Genomic DNA, 15110 nt, shown 5'->3' on the forward strand with positions numbered 1-15110 from the left:
AACCCGGGTTCGAATCCCGGTCGACGCACTCTTCGGCCTCATTCTTCTGAATTTGCTTATTCTGGTGGCCAATACGTTAAATGCCGAATATTTTTCGCTACATTTATATCCTAGTTTCACCAGTTAATATTTCATGAATTCTGGTGGGGAGATCTCCAACGCAAGAGGATTGCTGGCAGAGAAGATTGCAGGCGAGATCACCTTATCCCAAAATCCTGGCGAGACATTGAGAAAGTGGCGGCGCAACTTCGGCATAACCCAGACCGACCTCTCCAATCATCTGAAAATATCTCCTTCGGTAATATCCGACTATGAGAGCGGCAGGAGAAAGTCTCCAGGCATAATGATAGTCAGCAAGATAATCGATGCCCTGCTCAGGCTGGATGAGAGCCGGGGCTGCAATGTCCTGCGCGCCTATGAGGATATGTGGGGGGATATCCTGGGCTTGGACTCCATCTGCAGCGTCTGCGAGTATCAAGAGCCCCTTCCTCTGAACGATATCGCCAAGAAGCTTGATGCTGAGGTCGTCTACGGCCGGACGGATATCACCATCTGGGGTTATACGCTGATAGACAGCCTGAAGGCCATTGTGGAGATGCTCCCCGACCAGTTCCAGAAGATCTATGGCCGGAGCACCGCCAGGGCTCTGATATTCACCGGCGTTCACACCGGCCGATCGAGCATGGTTGCGGTGAGGGTTAGCAATCTAAAACCAGGGGCAGTGGTCCTGCAAGGAATGGAGCCAGTAGACGTGGACCCAATCGCGGTCAGGATCGCAGAGGTTGAAAATATTCCTCTTTTGACGACACATTTTTCCGTGGATGAGATCACCAGTGCTCTGAGCAAAGGGTGAAATCCATTGGTCTCGGGTATTGTCAGCTATGGGGTCTATATTCCCCGATTCAGGATACGAGCAGATGAGATAGCCAGGGTGTGGGGAGGTGGCGATGACATATCTTTGAGCCTGAGGGTCTTCGAGAAATCCGTGCCTGATCTTGATGAGGACGCAGTGACCATAGCGGTGGAAGCAGCAAGGAACGCTCTGGATCGCGCCAACGTTGATCCGAAGCGAATAGGGGCCATCTATACGGGCTCGGAGAGCCATCCATATGCGGTCAAGCCTACGGGGACCATCGTCGGCCAGGCGGTATGCACCTCATCCTCCTTCACCACTGCGGATTTTGAGTTCGCCTGCAAGGCGGGGACCGCGGCGATTCAGGCCTGCCTGGGCCTGGTAGGCTCCGATATGATCGATCTGGGTTTGGCCATCGGCGCAGACGTCAGCCAGGGAGCGCCAGGTGATATGCTGGAGTACACCGCAGCTGCCGGAGGGGCGGCTTATTTGATCGGAAAGAGGGATCTGGCGGCCCAGATCGAGGGCTTTTATTCCTTCACCACCGATACTCCGGACTTCTGGAGAAGAGAGGGAATGCCATACCCAGAGCATAGCGGCAGGTTCACAGGGGAGCCCGCCTATTTCAAGCATGTCACCAGCGCGGCCACTGGGTTGATGGAGAGAATGAAAACCAGGCCGGAGGACTACGACTATGCAGTCTTCCACCAGCCCAATGGCAAGTTCCCGGTGCGAGTGGCCAAGATGCTGGGCTTCTCCAAAAAGCAGATCGAGCCGGGGCTGGTCGTGCCCATGATAGGGAACACTTACTCTGCATCCTGCCTCATCGGCCTGGCCGCTACTCTGGACATCGCCCGATCGGGTGAGAGGATCTTCGTCACCAGCTTTGGCTCCGGTGCGGGCAGCGATGCCTTCAGCATCAAGGTATTGGACAGAATTGAGGACATCCGCTGCAATGCTCCGAGCGTTCGCGACTATATCGGCGATGCTGAGTATCTTGATTATGCAATGTACGCCAAGCACAAGGGCAAGCTGAGAATATGAGGTCTGTATCTATTATTGGTGTAGGTTGCACCAAGTTCGGGGAGAGATGGGACTCTTCCCTGCGCGACATGATCGCCGAGGCAGGGGTCCTGGCGATTGAGGACGCAGAGATCACCGGTGAGCAGATAGACGCCCTCTATGTGGGCAACATGAGCGGCGGGCGGTTCATAGAGCAGGAGCATATCGGAGCCCTGATCGCCGACTGCGCCGGCCTGTCGCGACTGCATGTCCCCTCCACCCGGGTAGAGGCCGCCTGCGCCTCCGGAGGTCTTGCCCTCCGCCAGGCGGTCATGGCTGTGGCCAGCGGCTACTGCGATATCGTCATCGCCGCCGGGGTCGAGAAGATGACCGACGTCTCCTCAGGCACCGCCGCCGACGCCCTGGCAGCAGCAGCAGACAGAGAGTGGGAATGCTTCTTTGGCGCCACATTTCCAGCGCTCTATGCCATGATGGCCAAGATGCATATGCGCCGCTACGGCACAACCCACGACCAGATGGCCCAGGTGGCAGTGAAAAATCACCATCATGCCTGCATGAATCCCATCGCCCAGTATCAGATGGAGATCGGCATTGATGATGTGAACCGATCCTCTATGGTGGCCGATCCCCTGCATGTGCTGGACTGCTCTCCCATATCCGATGGTGCATCGGTGGTGGTTCTGGCTCCCACCGAGACAGCTCGCAGGTTCTCCGACACTCCTATCAAGATCGTGGGCTGCGCCCAGGCCAGCGATACCCTGGCCCTGCACGACCGCCGCGACCTGACCACCCTGGATGCCACCGTCCATGCTGGACGTTCTGCCTTCCGCCAGGCAGGGATCGAGCCCCGTCAGGTGGATGTGGCCGAGGTCCACGACTGCTTCACCATCGCTGAGATCCTGGCGATTGAAGATCTGGGATTTGTGGAGAAGGGGCATGGTGGCAGAGCAGCTGAGGAAGGGCTGACCGCACTGGATGGAGAGGTTGCGGTCAACACCTCTGGCGGACTGAAGGCCTGCGGCCATCCGGTAGGGGCCACCGGGATCAAGCAGGCCTACGAGATCGCTCTGCAGCTGAGAGGTGAAGCAGGACGCCGCCAGGTCGATGAGGTGGAGATCGGCCTTGCCCATAATGTGGGTGGGTCAGGGGGAACTGCCTTGGTCCATATATTCACGAGGTAAAGATGACGACCCAAGCTCCCAGATTCTGGCGAAGCATACCTCAGAGATACAATCTCTTGGGAACGCACTGCAATAGATGCAACGAATACTTCTTTCCTCCCCGAAACCTCTGCCCTAACTGTCGCAGAGGCGCTCACTTGGAGAGCCATGCCTTCAAGGGAACGGGGACCATCATCACCTACACCACCATTCACAATGCCACCGATGACTTCGAGAGGCTCACCCCCTATAATCTGGCAATAATCCAGCTGGATGAGGGGCCCAAGATCACCGGCCAGATCGTATCCAGCCAAGAAGAGGTGAAGATCGGGATGAGGGTCCGGGCGGTCTTCAGAATCCTGGGAAAGGAGGGTGACAGGGGCATAATCTATTATGGCACGAAGTTCGCCCCATTGATTGAGCCGGGCTGCCAGGAGAGAGAGGAGAAGAGTAGCGACTCCGCCTGAGAATGCTCTGATAATATCTTCGGGTCTGGACTGGCCCCCACCATCCCTTAGCCCCTCAGATTGGTGAAAAGGACCGGCGCGGTCTTGATGACCTTCTGCACCTCATCAATCTCGCGAAGCATCTGGCCAGGCCGTTTTGTCCATCAGCCTGCACCACCAGGAAGATGCACCACCAGGAAGAAATCGTATTCGCCGAAGAGGCGATAGATGTCCTTTACTTTCAGAGGGAAGTGCATAAATACTTTATAAATGTTATTAGGAACTATGAGGATGATATCGCTTTTGCTATGCCTATTTATGCTTCTCATCAGTTCCTTGGTAACGAATTGCACGGCAACGAATGAATCCCAATTGGACAGAGCATCAGTGGGCGCAGCATCAATGGACAACGCGACAGCAGCCGCAGAGATCGTGGACTATGTACAGATGAACATCTCATCACGGGAAAGCTCTGAGAATGCTGGAAACTTCTGGAGCCTGGAGGGATATGATCGGATTCAACTGCCCAGAATGGGCCGCATCCTGCAAGAGAACCAGACCTCCCAGGAACTGCTATTACCAGAGGATCTAGCTTTCTATTCTCGGGGGATGCCGATACAGGGAAGGATCGAATTCTCCAGAGAACAAGTCCCATTCCAGATCCCTTCCGAGCCGGGAATCAACGTCTGCATAGCTCCTCTCAGCCTTGCGAGATACCTGGCAGGAGATCTTGGCAGCGGACAGTTATCTGAGGAAGCGATCTGCACAGAGGCCGTGGTAATGGATGGCGCGGAGAATGATAGCGCAGCGAAGAAGGCCAATCTATCTTTCAGCATCGCTTCGGATAGGACGGCCGAGAGGAGAAGCGGCCTTTATGCGCTATATGCCCTTGATGGAAATCGATCGTCTATTGCCCCCGCTCAGGCCTTCATCTTAACGGAAGGAGAGGCTGTCCTGCAAATGGAAGATAGCATTCCTTCAGAGAATGAATTCATTAAGATCAATCTGAGCACAGAGAAGGAAGACAACCGGTCTAAGATATTCGCAGCAGCTATTATGCCGCGCAAAGAGTATGATAATGCCACAATGAGACTGGTCGCGAATGAATCAAAAGCCTGGCCGGTTGTCGCTCTATCCATAGGCACCAGATCCACTGAGATCGAGATCAATCCCGCCACTGCTCAAGACCAGCTTATGAGTATGATCTCCCTTCTGCCTGACAATAGCGCCATCAGCATGCAGGAAGCCACTTTATCCGCGGTTGATCTCATCTTTCTGACTGATGGATCATGGGTGAAGGGAGAGTATGTGATCGTATGCGCCATCTATTCCCCGGAGGTTGGGCTGCAGGGGTTGAAGCAGAAAATTGTTGAGGTGATTTAGCCCGCCTGCACCCTTAATTAATTTTTATCGTGACATAATTCCTCCATTTTTCAGAATGATGAAATTAATTGTTCTGAGCAGTTATGGCGTGGGGTTTTTATCTGATATCATACCCAATAGAATTGAGCATTAAGAACAATCTCCAAAAGAATCAAGGATAATCTTGAGGAGAAAAACTGAAAAATGTATTAATCAATGATATGGCTCAGGAATATCCTGAATATCTAGAGAGGTGACCAAGCATATGTTAAGAGTAGAGAAGGCAGTAGCCTGTATAATCAGCCTGAGCATTCTGGCACTGGGCCAGATTGCCTGGGCGCAAGATCAGGCCATAGAACCGATGACATTGGTTCCGGGAGCGGATTATAGTGAAATGGATTTAACAAATTTGGTCTTAGGGAGCAAAGCGATGACCATCTCCGGATCGGGAGAAGGTGAGCTTCAAATAACCTTCTCCTTCACCACGACGGTGCCTGTGGTTTCGGACAGCTACAACTATGACATTTCCGGATTCGAATTGCCACCGTTTTCTGCACCAGTCCAGCAAAAGAGCAGCGGCGCGGGATACGATTTAGCGGGGCCGGGGATTCTCCTTCCCAGCAAGCCAAATGACCTCACCCTGACCGCCAGTCCGGTTAGGAGCATGAATGTCGGCTTTATGTGGCTGGATGGAAATGCAAACCGACCTTGGACAAGCCGCCAATTCCAGGCGGACCAATCAAATCAGGCCGTAGCCAGAAGCGATCTGCTCTATCCAAATCCAAGTGGAGTATACAGGGTGAGGATATTTGGGGACGCTCCAACAGATGCGACCACGGTCGAGCTTACCCTCACTTCAGAGAGAAGGGTCGTCATCAATGGACCATTTGATATTGTTGCCAATACCGCAGGATTTCCGCAAGGCAGATACAACCTCCGCGCCAGGGCCATAAGTGGATCATTTGAGCAAATTGAGTTCGGTTTTGCCTAGAGCCATCGTCATCAACAATAAATATATGCAGATGGAATTGCTGGAGCGATCAGGAGAATGCTGAGACTGGAGGAAGAGATTATGCCAAAGAAACCGGAATGGATGAGGAACGCGGGCAGAGGACTGGCCCTCGCCATGGCGATCAATTTGATGCTGATCTTCATATTGATATCGCCAGGAACCTCATTTGAGCTGTCTGCTGACAGCGTTATCGCCGGAGAGAATTTGATCATAACCGGGACGAGCGAGCCGAACAGCGAGAACACGTTCATCTCCAGCTTCACCATGAACCTGCCTGTGACCTCAGAGAAGTACAGCTACGAGACCGAGGTCAAAGTCCCCAATAAGCCAAACCGTTTTACGGTTACGGCGAAAAATGTACAGAACCTCAATGCAGGAGTGAAGATGGGAATCTGGATCACCAAGAGCTTCGAATCACGCGACGGGGTAGTGCATCTCTCTGCAGCGGATATCCCCACGGGAAGGTACAAGCTCAAGGTATCCGGCAGCGCTATGCCGGGAGCAAATGAGGTTCCCATAACCATTGAGGCCGAGACGGGGGTCTTGTCTGACTCCAGTGGAAGCTACAAGCTGGTCATCGACACCACCGGCATACCGGAGGGCGATTACCTGATCAAGGGAGATGGCGATGAGAAGACCGTGCGCATATTGAGCAAAGGAGAATCCAGCTCATCTGCTTCAGCCATCAGTGAGGCTGAGAAGGAGATAGCAGCATATAAAGATAAAATTGAGATCAATCTCAGCGCAGCTGCCAGCGAATCCGCAGGCGGAAAATCGGTCAACGAGGAGGTGAGCAAAGAGGAGAAAGCCACCCCGCCAGCCGAATCCGCCGAGAGCAAGGGAGTAGTTGCCTGGCTGACAGATTTTTTTTTAGGGCAATAGGAAGCGGACCCAGGGGAAACTAATGATGGAGAGGAATCTAGAGCAGATGCCAGCAGATCTCCTGGCAGCGGTGGTGCTTGCCCTGGCGGTTCTGCTCTTCACCCTCACCCCTTTGAGCGGCCTGTTCCTGCGAATCCCCATCGGTCTTTTGATGGTGCTCTTTGTGCCAGGGTATGTGCTCATAGCCGCCCTCTTTCCAAGAAAGGGAGACCTTGATGGGATTGAGAGGATAGCTCTTAGCTTCGGCTTGAGCATCGCCGTTGTCCCCCTGATCGGTCTGGGCCTCAACTACACCCCCTGGGGAATCAGGCTGATACCGGTTGTTTTATCCATTGTGGCCTTTACCCTGCTGATGGCTGCAGTTGCCTACTGGCGGCGGATCTCTCTTTCTCCAGAGGAGAGGTTCTCCCTTAATCTTCGCCAGTGGATAGGCTCATTGAAAGATGAGATCCGAGCAGAGGGAGAGAGGGGTTGGGTGGACAAGGCCTTAACCATAATTCTGATACTATCCATAATCGCTTCCATCGTCGCCCTTGTTTATGTGGTGGTCACTCCCAAGGAGGGAGAGAAGTTCACGGAGTTCTATATCCTGGGCCCAGGAGGGAAGGCCTATGACTATCCGACAGAGGTCAGAGCAGGAAACAACAGCACAGTTATCGTAGGGGTGGTCAACCATGAGTACAGGCTCACCAACTACACTATGGAGATTCTGCTGAACAATACCCCCGCAGTTGATATTCAGCTGAATGATACCGCCATTGCATTGAGCACATTTGAACACGACCGATCGGCTCTTATCATCCCCATAATGAGCATGAACCTCAGCCTGCAGCACAACGATACCTGGGAGCAGCCCTTAACCTACGTCCTGGATGAAACAGGAGACCGGCAGAAGCTGCAGTTCCTCCTATACAAAGAGGGAAATTTCACTGCCCCCTATAGGGATTTGCATCTCTGGGTAAATGTGACCGATATGAACAGAAGGCCATCAAAGGATCTGGGCAATGATGGGAATCAGGATTGGACCCAAGATTGGCAGGATTTTCCAGATCGTTTAATCAAATTCAGGGGCAATCTCCCTCCGGAGAGGTAGGTCTCCGGATGCACCTTTTTTGCCTTTTAGCGGATCTGGGCGGTTCTTCTGATTGATTTTGATCTTTTCTAACTCTTCGCGAAACTCCATATAGCTCTCAAAGCAGCCCATATCTTCCTCCGGATGGATTCATCGTGACCTATCATTATTTATCCGTTCTCATTCACAATGCTCCATTACGATATCGAGTGGCATTTTCGGGGAAGAGACATGCTGGAGATGAGAATGAGGGCAGTGCAACTGGCCGCCAGGGAGGAGATCTTCCTGGCGATTGCTCAGGGGGCGCTGAAGGCAAGGGCGGGAAGGCTTGCTCCTGAATCGTCGATGGAGGTCGGAAGCTTCAAGATGATGGTGGTCGAGGACGAGAACGGCGATGGATGTGCAGTTCAGGTCATCGTGAGCCGGAAGATGATAGAAGATCTGGCTCTGGAAAAAGCACAATACCTGGACAAGAGCGCAGAGGATTGGAGCGAGCATGAGCGACGGATGTGGCTGGAAGCCTTCTCGCGGGACCTGGGGCCGTATCTATACAAGTGGAAGCAGATCAGGATGAGGCCAGGACCCGGAGAGAGCATCACCTTCGAGATACAGGTATGCAAATAGGCAGACGGCCCCAAGCCGGCAAGCTAAAAATAGAGGAAAACTAGCCAGCTGTAATGCCCACAATTTATATGAGGAGATATGTCAGGACGGCCAGTTGAGGAGGAGGGGAAGGCCAGATTCCAGAGGCTGCTATATGGCTACCAGCGCTCGGTGAGCGGCGCCGTTGCCCCTGCCCATCTCTCCACTCCCACAGAGGTAGAAGGCCAGGAATATGAATTCAAGCCCGTTCCGCTCGTCTCTGGCAGAGTTGATTATCATCAGCCCTGGAGCGGATATGCCCCCAAATGCACCCTGGAAGATCAAGAGGACTGCAAGTACTATCCCGTCCAGACCGCTAATATCAAAGTGAACGGCATCTACTCTGGTATCGAGGTAGAGGGCGACCGCTGGATGCAACTGGCCTGCCTGGCCGCTCGGGAGTCGGTGGAAGAGAAGGGCGGTCCTTTTGCGGCGCTGATACTGCAGATCGATAACTGTACCGATCAGATCCTGAGGTACTGGATCAATCATAACCAGGTTACATCGGCACTGGACCCCACCGCCCATGCGGAGATCATGGCCATTCGAAGCGCCTGCGCAAGTCTCGGGGTCTTTGACCTGGGAAGCATCAGAAAGGATGAGTCAAAGCTCGCCCAGCCGGGCGATCTGTCCCACTGCGTCATCTACAGCAGCGCAGAGCCCTGTCCCATGTGCTACGCTGCCATCTGCTGGGCCAATATCCCCATGCTGCTCTTCGCCGCCACCCGCTTTGACGCCGCCACTCAGGGAGTGGACTTTTCTGATGAGGCCATTTATGAGGAGCTGTCCAGGCCGTACTCTGATCGCTTTGTCAGGGTCTATCAGTGCACAGTGGACAACTCCCTAGACTCCTTCAACCTCTGGAAGGTCTCCAGAAAGGTACAGTATTCTCCGGATATCAAATAGATTCTTGGCTGCAAAGATCCCTTGGGGACGAAGCCCCAAGGTATCCACTCTTGATGGAACCATCAAGAAGGCGTTTTTGAGTCTCTCCATCATCAAGGGTTAAGTAGGTGGAGTCTTTAGAGGCATGGTATATTTGTATCGTTCGAATTTAATGGGCAGGGTATCAATTAATCGTATCGGCTCGTTTGGAAGGAGATCTTGAGGCCGAGGAGGTCTTTGGATGATCATCTTCCCAGATGGAATAAGGGCCACCTCTTGAATCACCAGGCCTACTGGTGAGGCTTGCTGGCCACTAACGGAGTTCAAATCGACATGGCCTGCGGGGCTCAAGGTTTCTCCGGATACATCATATAGATACAGGGCATCCTCGTTGTGCTCCGTCACAAATATCCTCTGGCCGTCGGAACTCACTTTGATGCACCTCGGATTGGATGGTATGGAAGCCGTGGAAACCACCTGGCCGTCTGAGAGACGGATCATGTCCACATATGCATCTGTAGCGGTATAATGCCCCAGAAACAGATATTGACCATCTGGTGATATGGCAATGCCTCTGGGATGCAAGGATGTCTCCATTGGAGCCAGGATAAAGTCATCGCGGGTCCTTATAACTTCTATTTTATTTTGGTCCATATTAGCCAGATAAATTGTGCTCCCATCCGGACTGGCTATTGCATCCTGAATAGCGTGTCCAGGGAAATTCAGGGTGGTAATTAAAGCATTCCTCACTGCATCAATCACATATACAGCCGGCTCCTGGTAGTCGACCGCATAAGCTTTAGCTCCACTGGGAGTAAAGGTGATGCTGCTGGGATTGCCCCCCACATGGATGGAAGATATCAATTCCATCTCCTGTGGATGAAAAATGCCTACCTCTCCGGTCTCAGAAAAGGTCACATAGACTCGGCTGTCATAAGGGGAAACGGCTATTCCTGTGGGTTGTTTACCTTCGATCTCGATGTTGTCAATCAATTCCATCGTCGAGGGATTTATCACCGCTATATGATCTGAATCCGGACAGGTGACCCACAACCTGTTGGGGCTTTGAACCATGGCAATGGAATGAGCATTATCCCCGACCTCAACCGTCTCGATAAGAGAGAGATCCTCACCATCGATTTTAGCCACGGTGGACCAGTCAGGATTAGATCCATGGACATAGGAGTTCACAACATAAACGTACGAATAGGCAGTGGCATTCTGGATAAGAGACAGTGCCAAAATCCCCGATAGGAGTAAAACCCATAGACTCCAATGCGATCTGATTTTCATTTCACGATCACCTCAAAACTTCAGCGCTTTGTTACTCCAAAATTTTTGAAATAATTTGTTTTATACACTTATATCCATATCTAATTCATTTTTTTAGACTGTTCAATGCGGTGTGCTGCTGGATGAGGATTATTGCATATCCTGAATCTCACATAATCTGAATCCGGGCTCAGTTAAAGGAATAGCCAGAGCATAAAAAGCCCATTACCATTTGATCTACCAGTAATAAGGGGCCGGGACCGGGATTCGAACCCAGCTCGAGGGATCCACAGTCCCTCAGGATAGCCACTACCCTATCCCGGCATGCCAGAATCCCAGTCTATTAGGAGAAGATAAAACTTTCCCCGCCGTAGGCTCTCTCCGAAACCTCCACTACTAAGGATATGAGATCATCAAGCTGCCGGATGTAGTAGATCTGGCCAAGACTGGAGAGGGACTCCTCCACATGCCGATCCCTATAGTCCGGGTCGATAGAGAAGAGGACGAACCTTCCCACCTCCGAGGCCCTCTTGATGTCCTCCCACTCCTGGTAGAGATTTTGAATATGGGTGTCTGTGATGCAGAGGATAAGGCAGCCCGGCCGACCTTGAGCCAGCTCCAGTATCCTCTTTCCAGGTATATGGGTGCGGGTGGCTAAGAACTCGACCAAGACATCCTCAACTGCGTTAAGGTCCCGCGTCCAGCTGGCGAGCCGATAATTCTCGCTGAAGCTTATCGCCGCCAACTCCGCCCCCATGGAATGAGCGAACTGGCAGGCCTTGAAGGCGGCCAGGGTCGCCTTATGGGTCTTGGTGCCCTTACGCGGCCCCTCCATGGAGCGGCTGCTGTCCAGGACTACGAGCAGATCGGGTACCCCCGCTCTTTCCGGCATCATGGGACTCGCCTCATGATCCCTCTTGTAGGTCGAGACCCCAGGAATGAGATATGGGCTCAGGCTCAGGGAGTAGGATACATCCAGATCATAGCAGGGATCGGTCAACCTCCATTTGGCAAAGCCCGAGGGAGTGACCTCCGAGCGAGCCCTGGGAACCTCTCTTATCTCAATGAAGTAGCTCTGGTCTCGATACCAGCGTTTTAGATCTCCCTTCTGCCCCAGCACCGCCAGGGCCTCTTCATACTCACCCGCATCAAGTTCCGCGGCACAGAGCAGGGGCACGGCGTCTGCGCTGCCGTTCAATATCTCCTGCGCCCGGACCGGTCCCTGACCCAGGATGCCTGGCTCCAGGGCACCCAGGATGCGGGCCATCTCCTGGCACTGCCTGGGCCAGAGGCTCTTGTCCCTGATACCAGCTGAGAAGATCCGCAGGAGATGTTCGACCTCCGGACGGGGACAGGAGGGAAGAGAAGCTCCCCAAAACTCCCTTAAGAAGCCCAGAACCACTCGGTCTAAAGGATTAAGGGACCGGCCATCCAGTTCCCCCAGCCTCCTCCAGCCCATCAGCACCAACTCTTCATCTCGCTCGCTCCTCTCCAGGCGAAAGGAGTCCGATACAATATCTGAGAATATATTCACCATCCTGCGGGCAGACTCGATATGCGATGCCATACCTGGTGTCAAGCCATATGCCGAAACGTATGTTGAATTGGATCCTGAAGGATGACCCAAACCCTTGAGCGCGGCCAGAGCGAGGATACCCGCGTTCTCCAGTGATCGGGGGCAGAAGATGTATTGAACGATGAGATGATGGAAGAGGTTCTCCAGATACAACGGTCCAAGCTGCAGAGCCTTTTGATCCAAGGTGATCTGATAGTTCGAGAAGGCAAAACTGCCCGACCTGCCTTTTTCGCCCAGAACGGGAGGAGGAAGAAGAGGCCAGTGCCAGCTTTCCCGAGACCTCCGCCAGATCTCAATCCAGCCCAAAGACTCCATCCGCCGCCTCGGGGCCAAAAGCCTTTCCTCTGATCGTGCCGCCCTTCATCCGCCAGCCCGCTCTCCTTCCTACCCGGCCAAAAACGGTGATCCGACCTCCTTTCATCAAGAGCCCCAGATAGTCGCCCGCATCACCGTGAATGCGCAGGCTTCCCGAGCTCATCAGCCAGCCGGCTCTCTCACCACAGCTGCCCTGGCAGACCACCTTTCCCCCGGAGCAGCCCAGTCCCAGAAAGTTGCCGCAGTCACCTTTGATCACTCCCAAACCACCGCTCATCCTGCGGAAGGCATAGTTCCCAGCACCTCTAGATACTATCCCCCCGCCGGTCATCTCCTGGCCCAGATAGTCGCCTGCCGCTTGGCGAAGATAGATCCTCCCCCCTTTCATCCTCTCGCCCACATGATCACCTCCCATCTCCAGGATGATGGTGCCCCGGGATAGCTCCAGACCGGCATAGTTCCCAGCCGGAAGGTGCAGGGGCTGCTGACTCCTCTCTGCGGCAATGCTGGAGAGATGCCCCCAGATGACCTGATATCTATTGCCCGGGTCGGATTCAACCAGCCTTTTCAGGGTCCCAGGATCCTGGGGCAGAAGCTCTTCCACCTCCATCCGGCTGGGCCTGGTCCCTAACCTCTCTCCCAGGTCATCCAGGCTGAAGATGGGGTCCCCTTTCTCGCTCCTTAGACTGCGTCCCTTGTTCAGGCCGCGGTAGGCATCATCCATGAATCTGCCCAGCTTCATCTCATCTGCTCCAGGGAGGGTATGAAGTCCAGCCGGGCGATGGGATCGTCAAAGATCGACAGCTCTTCCATCGCCCTCCAGACGGATGTCTCCCCATCCACCGCTCGGGAGAAGATGATGTTCATATCCGCCCGCTCGTTCATGGTGCGGTTGATGCTTTTTTCTACCAGCTCTGCCACAAAAGCCAGCTTTCTCGCTCCATAATAGGGAGGCCGATCGATAATGGAACGGATGGGATTTATCCGGTGCCAGATAACATAGGGAGCCACCGCCTTTAAGACCTCCAGGTCGGCCTCACGATCCAAGAGATAGGCAAGAGCCCGGGAAAAGGATCTCAGATCCTGGCGCACCCGATCTGACAGCCCCTCGTCCGCCTGCCAGCAGATGGCCTCTGGATTGCCGCTGTAATGGCAGCCTGCACACAGGCCTCGCGATGGACGGGCAGAGGATAGCTGGGTCTTGTCATATGACGGCGCCCTCTCGCAGAGGGTGAAGTCCCTCACCAGGCAGAGCACTGCCAGCTCCACCTGAGGCTCGAGCTCCTTTTGAGCCACCAGACCAGGCAGGGAATCGAACTCCTGGAGAGTGAAGCGGGGCAGCTCCTCTGCCAGCTCCCCGACATCCCTCTCCCTTTCAGAGAGGGCCAGCCCTGCCAGGAAGTTGGGCTGAAAAGCGGGCACACAAACGGATATGCGGTCCAGCAGGGCCTCGTCCAGGGGATAGGTGGCGGAGAACTCCGGGTTCATGGTCAGATAGTAACAGGTATCTCCTGGCTCGTACACCTGCCCAGCATAGCTGATCTTCCTCTTCTGCAGTATCTCCAAGAACAGGTTCTGCTTGCCACCAGGAAAGCGGTTGACCTCATTGATCAGCTTCCAGCGGGACCTGGACCAAGGGGTCCAGAGCACTGTGCAGGGCTCTTCTGCCTCTCTCATCCACTGTCTGGGATCCAGAAAGCCCACCATCTTCTCCTCCGTCTGCTCCGGATAGCCGGTCACCATCTGGTCTTCCACCTCGCCGAAGGAGAGGGATAAGAATGAGGACCCGAGCAGATTGACCAGTGTGGTCTTGTTCGCACCCATTCCACCGTAGAGGAGAAGGGCACGGTTTCTCAGGCAGGCGTTGGCAATAGAGAAGTAGAGCTGAGAGTTGATCCGCTGATTGCCGACGGCAAGATCCTTCCTGGCCACATGCAGCCTCAGCTCCTCCAAAGCTCTGATCAGATCTTCGATCTTCTCCTTTGGATCTGGCATAAAAAGAGGGCTATAGTGCATACGATATTTAAATTAGGCGAGAGGATGGCGGCAATTGGCCAGACGAAGAGGGAAAACGGCCCTCCTTAGAGGGAAGAAGAGGGACAGCAAAAGTCAGTGTAGGAGGGATTGGTGATTGACTTTTGCCATCCTTGGGGTTCGACGTAAGACGATATAAACCTTTTGGGTGTAGACGATCAACGTGAGCTTCCGATTCTGTGAAAAGGAGGGAGGGGCAAAAGTCACCGTACGGGAGGGATTGATGGCCGTCGACTTTTGCCTGCATACTAATACGGCATTCGACGACTTAAGCCTTTCGGCTGCACGTCGAGATGCTCATCGAACCTCAATTGGAGAGATAATTAGGAGGGGGGCAAAAGTCATTCAAATAGGAGGGATAGGAAATATGACCTTTGCACAGATAATAGTACGATCATCAACGTATATATTTGTTTCCGTCTGAAGCAATCGCCGATGAGGAAACATGCCAAGATAAAATGAAATAACGAACTGGGAAACCAAATTCTAATCCTCCATCATAGAGCCATCATATATGCTCAACCTCGGATCAATCCTGCCCTTGAATTTCTCTAAATCAAACTGCGCGCGGCCACC

The 15110-nt window shown here is 53.5% G+C and carries 15 protein-coding genes and 1 tRNA gene; 10 read left to right on the plus strand and 6 right to left on the minus strand.

Annotated elements, in window-relative coordinates:
• Positions 1-133: 133 nt before the first annotated feature.
• From BP727_RS00120 to BP727_RS00135, 4 genes are read left to right on the plus strand one after another with little or no spacing between them, the layout of a single operon-like run.
• Complete coding sequence (locus tag BP727_RS00120; protein WP_013718868.1) at positions 134-853, plus strand: helix-turn-helix domain-containing protein; 720 nt, start codon at positions 134-136, stop codon at positions 851-853.
• Between the two features lie 6 nt (positions 854-859).
• A complete protein-coding gene (locus BP727_RS00125; RefSeq protein WP_286856672.1) occupies positions 860-1897 on the plus strand; it encodes a hydroxymethylglutaryl-CoA synthase in 1038 nt (345 codons plus the stop codon).
• Entirely contained in the window at positions 1894-3057 is a 1164-nt protein-coding gene (locus BP727_RS00130) for a thiolase domain-containing protein (protein ID WP_013718870.1), read from the plus strand. The genes BP727_RS00125 and BP727_RS00130 overlap by 4 nt, the downstream gene beginning before the upstream one ends.
• Positions 3058-3059: 2 nt before the next feature.
• The gene (locus tag BP727_RS00135; protein ID WP_273270829.1) at positions 3060-3503 is read left to right on the plus strand and encodes a Zn-ribbon domain-containing OB-fold protein; all 444 of its coding nucleotides are present in this window, start codon (positions 3060-3062) and stop codon (positions 3501-3503) included.
• A 143-nt stretch (positions 3504-3646) separates the two neighbouring features.
• Here BP727_RS00135 and BP727_RS00140 read toward each other — a convergent pair whose 3' ends face one another.
• Positions 3647-3811 carry a hypothetical protein gene (locus BP727_RS00140; protein ID WP_286856676.1) on the minus strand — a complete coding sequence of 55 codons (165 nt, stop codon included), beginning with the start codon at positions 3809-3811 and terminating at the stop codon, positions 3647-3649.
• 43 nt (positions 3812-3854) lie between these two features.
• Between BP727_RS00140 and BP727_RS00145 the strand changes: the two genes are divergently transcribed.
• From BP727_RS00145 to BP727_RS00170, 6 genes are all read left to right on the plus strand, one after another.
• Positions 3855-4865, plus strand: coding sequence for a hypothetical protein (locus BP727_RS00145; RefSeq protein ID WP_273467137.1), 1011 nt, complete (start codon positions 3855-3857; stop codon positions 4863-4865).
• A 244-nt stretch (positions 4866-5109) separates the two neighbouring features.
• Positions 5110-5835 (plus strand): hypothetical protein, encoded by a 726-nt coding sequence (locus BP727_RS00150; RefSeq protein WP_273467136.1) that lies wholly within the window; start codon positions 5110-5112, stop codon positions 5833-5835.
• 81 nt (positions 5836-5916) lie between these two features.
• Positions 5917-6738: a hypothetical protein gene (locus tag BP727_RS00155; protein WP_273467135.1), complete on the plus strand. Its 822-nt coding sequence runs from the start codon at positions 5917-5919 to the stop codon at positions 6736-6738.
• Positions 6739-6784: 46 nt separating this feature from the next.
• Positions 6785-7831, plus strand: coding sequence for a DUF1616 domain-containing protein (locus tag BP727_RS00160; protein WP_286856681.1), 1047 nt, complete (start codon positions 6785-6787; stop codon positions 7829-7831).
• A 210-nt stretch (positions 7832-8041) separates the two neighbouring features.
• Positions 8042-8434: a hypothetical protein gene (locus BP727_RS00165; RefSeq protein ID WP_048131903.1), complete on the plus strand. Its 393-nt coding sequence runs from the start codon at positions 8042-8044 to the stop codon at positions 8432-8434.
• 78 nt (positions 8435-8512) lie between these two features.
• Entirely contained in the window at positions 8513-9358 is an 846-nt protein-coding gene (locus tag BP727_RS00170) for a nucleoside deaminase (protein ID WP_013718876.1), read from the plus strand.
• Between the two features lie 99 nt (positions 9359-9457).
• On the opposite strand, the gene BP727_RS00175 is transcribed toward BP727_RS00170, so the two are convergent.
• From BP727_RS00175 to BP727_RS00195, 5 genes are all read right to left on the minus strand, one after another.
• Positions 9458-10579: a YncE family protein gene (locus BP727_RS00175; protein WP_286856684.1), complete on the minus strand. Its 1122-nt coding sequence runs from the start codon at positions 10577-10579 to the stop codon at positions 9458-9460.
• Between the two features lie 282 nt (positions 10580-10861).
• Positions 10862-10933 (minus strand) — tRNA-His (locus BP727_RS00180).
• A 19-nt stretch (positions 10934-10952) separates the two neighbouring features.
• Positions 10953-12500, minus strand: coding sequence for a vWA domain-containing protein (locus BP727_RS00185; protein ID WP_286856685.1), 1548 nt, complete (start codon positions 12498-12500; stop codon positions 10953-10955).
• Entirely contained in the window at positions 12478-13242 is a 765-nt protein-coding gene (locus BP727_RS00190) for a hypothetical protein (protein WP_273277902.1), read from the minus strand. Before BP727_RS00190 ends, BP727_RS00185 begins: the two co-directional genes overlap by 23 nt.
• Positions 13239-14495, minus strand: a complete 1257-nt coding sequence (locus tag BP727_RS00195) for an AAA family ATPase (RefSeq protein WP_273277903.1) — start codon at positions 14493-14495, stop codon at positions 13239-13241. The genes BP727_RS00190 and BP727_RS00195 overlap by 4 nt, the downstream gene beginning before the upstream one ends.
• Positions 14496-15110 lie beyond the last annotated feature (615 nt).

This window comes from Methanosaeta sp. UBA356, from assembly GCF_002496465.1.
GTDB classification, from domain to species: Archaea; Halobacteriota; Methanosarcinia; order Methanotrichales; family Methanotrichaceae; genus Methanothrix; species Methanothrix soehngenii.

What these genes read in the sequence shown, in the direction of transcription:
- BP727_RS00120 (WP_013718868.1), top strand. Translation starts at nt 134, where the DNA reads ATGAATTCTGGTGGGGAGATCTCCAACGCAAGAGGATTGCTGGCAGAG.
- BP727_RS00130 (WP_013718870.1), top strand. Translation starts at nt 1,894, where the DNA reads ATGAGGTCTGTATCTATTATTGGTGTAGGTTGCACCAAGTTCGGGGAG.
- BP727_RS00135 (WP_273270829.1), top strand. Translation starts at nt 3,060, where the DNA reads ATGACGACCCAAGCTCCCAGATTCTGGCGAAGCATACCTCAGAGATAC.
- BP727_RS00140 (WP_286856676.1), bottom strand. Translation starts at nt 3,811, where the DNA reads ATGAGAAGCATAAATAGGCATAGCAAAAGCGATATCATCCTCATAGTT.
- BP727_RS00150 (WP_273467136.1), top strand. Translation starts at nt 5,110, where the DNA reads ATGTTAAGAGTAGAGAAGGCAGTAGCCTGTATAATCAGCCTGAGCATT.
- BP727_RS00155 (WP_273467135.1), top strand. Translation starts at nt 5,917, where the DNA reads ATGCCAAAGAAACCGGAATGGATGAGGAACGCGGGCAGAGGACTGGCC.
- BP727_RS00160 (WP_286856681.1), top strand. Translation starts at nt 6,785, where the DNA reads ATGCCAGCAGATCTCCTGGCAGCGGTGGTGCTTGCCCTGGCGGTTCTG.
- BP727_RS00165 (WP_048131903.1), top strand. Translation starts at nt 8,042, where the DNA reads ATGCTGGAGATGAGAATGAGGGCAGTGCAACTGGCCGCCAGGGAGGAG.
- BP727_RS00170 (WP_013718876.1), top strand. Translation starts at nt 8,513, where the DNA reads ATGTCAGGACGGCCAGTTGAGGAGGAGGGGAAGGCCAGATTCCAGAGG.
- BP727_RS00185 (WP_286856685.1), bottom strand. Translation starts at nt 12,500, where the DNA reads ATGGAGTCTTTGGGCTGGATTGAGATCTGGCGGAGGTCTCGGGAAAGC.
- BP727_RS00190 (WP_273277902.1), bottom strand. Translation starts at nt 13,242, where the DNA reads ATGAAGCTGGGCAGATTCATGGATGATGCCTACCGCGGCCTGAACAAG.
- BP727_RS00195 (WP_273277903.1), bottom strand. Translation starts at nt 14,495, where the DNA reads ATGCCAGATCCAAAGGAGAAGATCGAAGATCTGATCAGAGCTTTGGAG.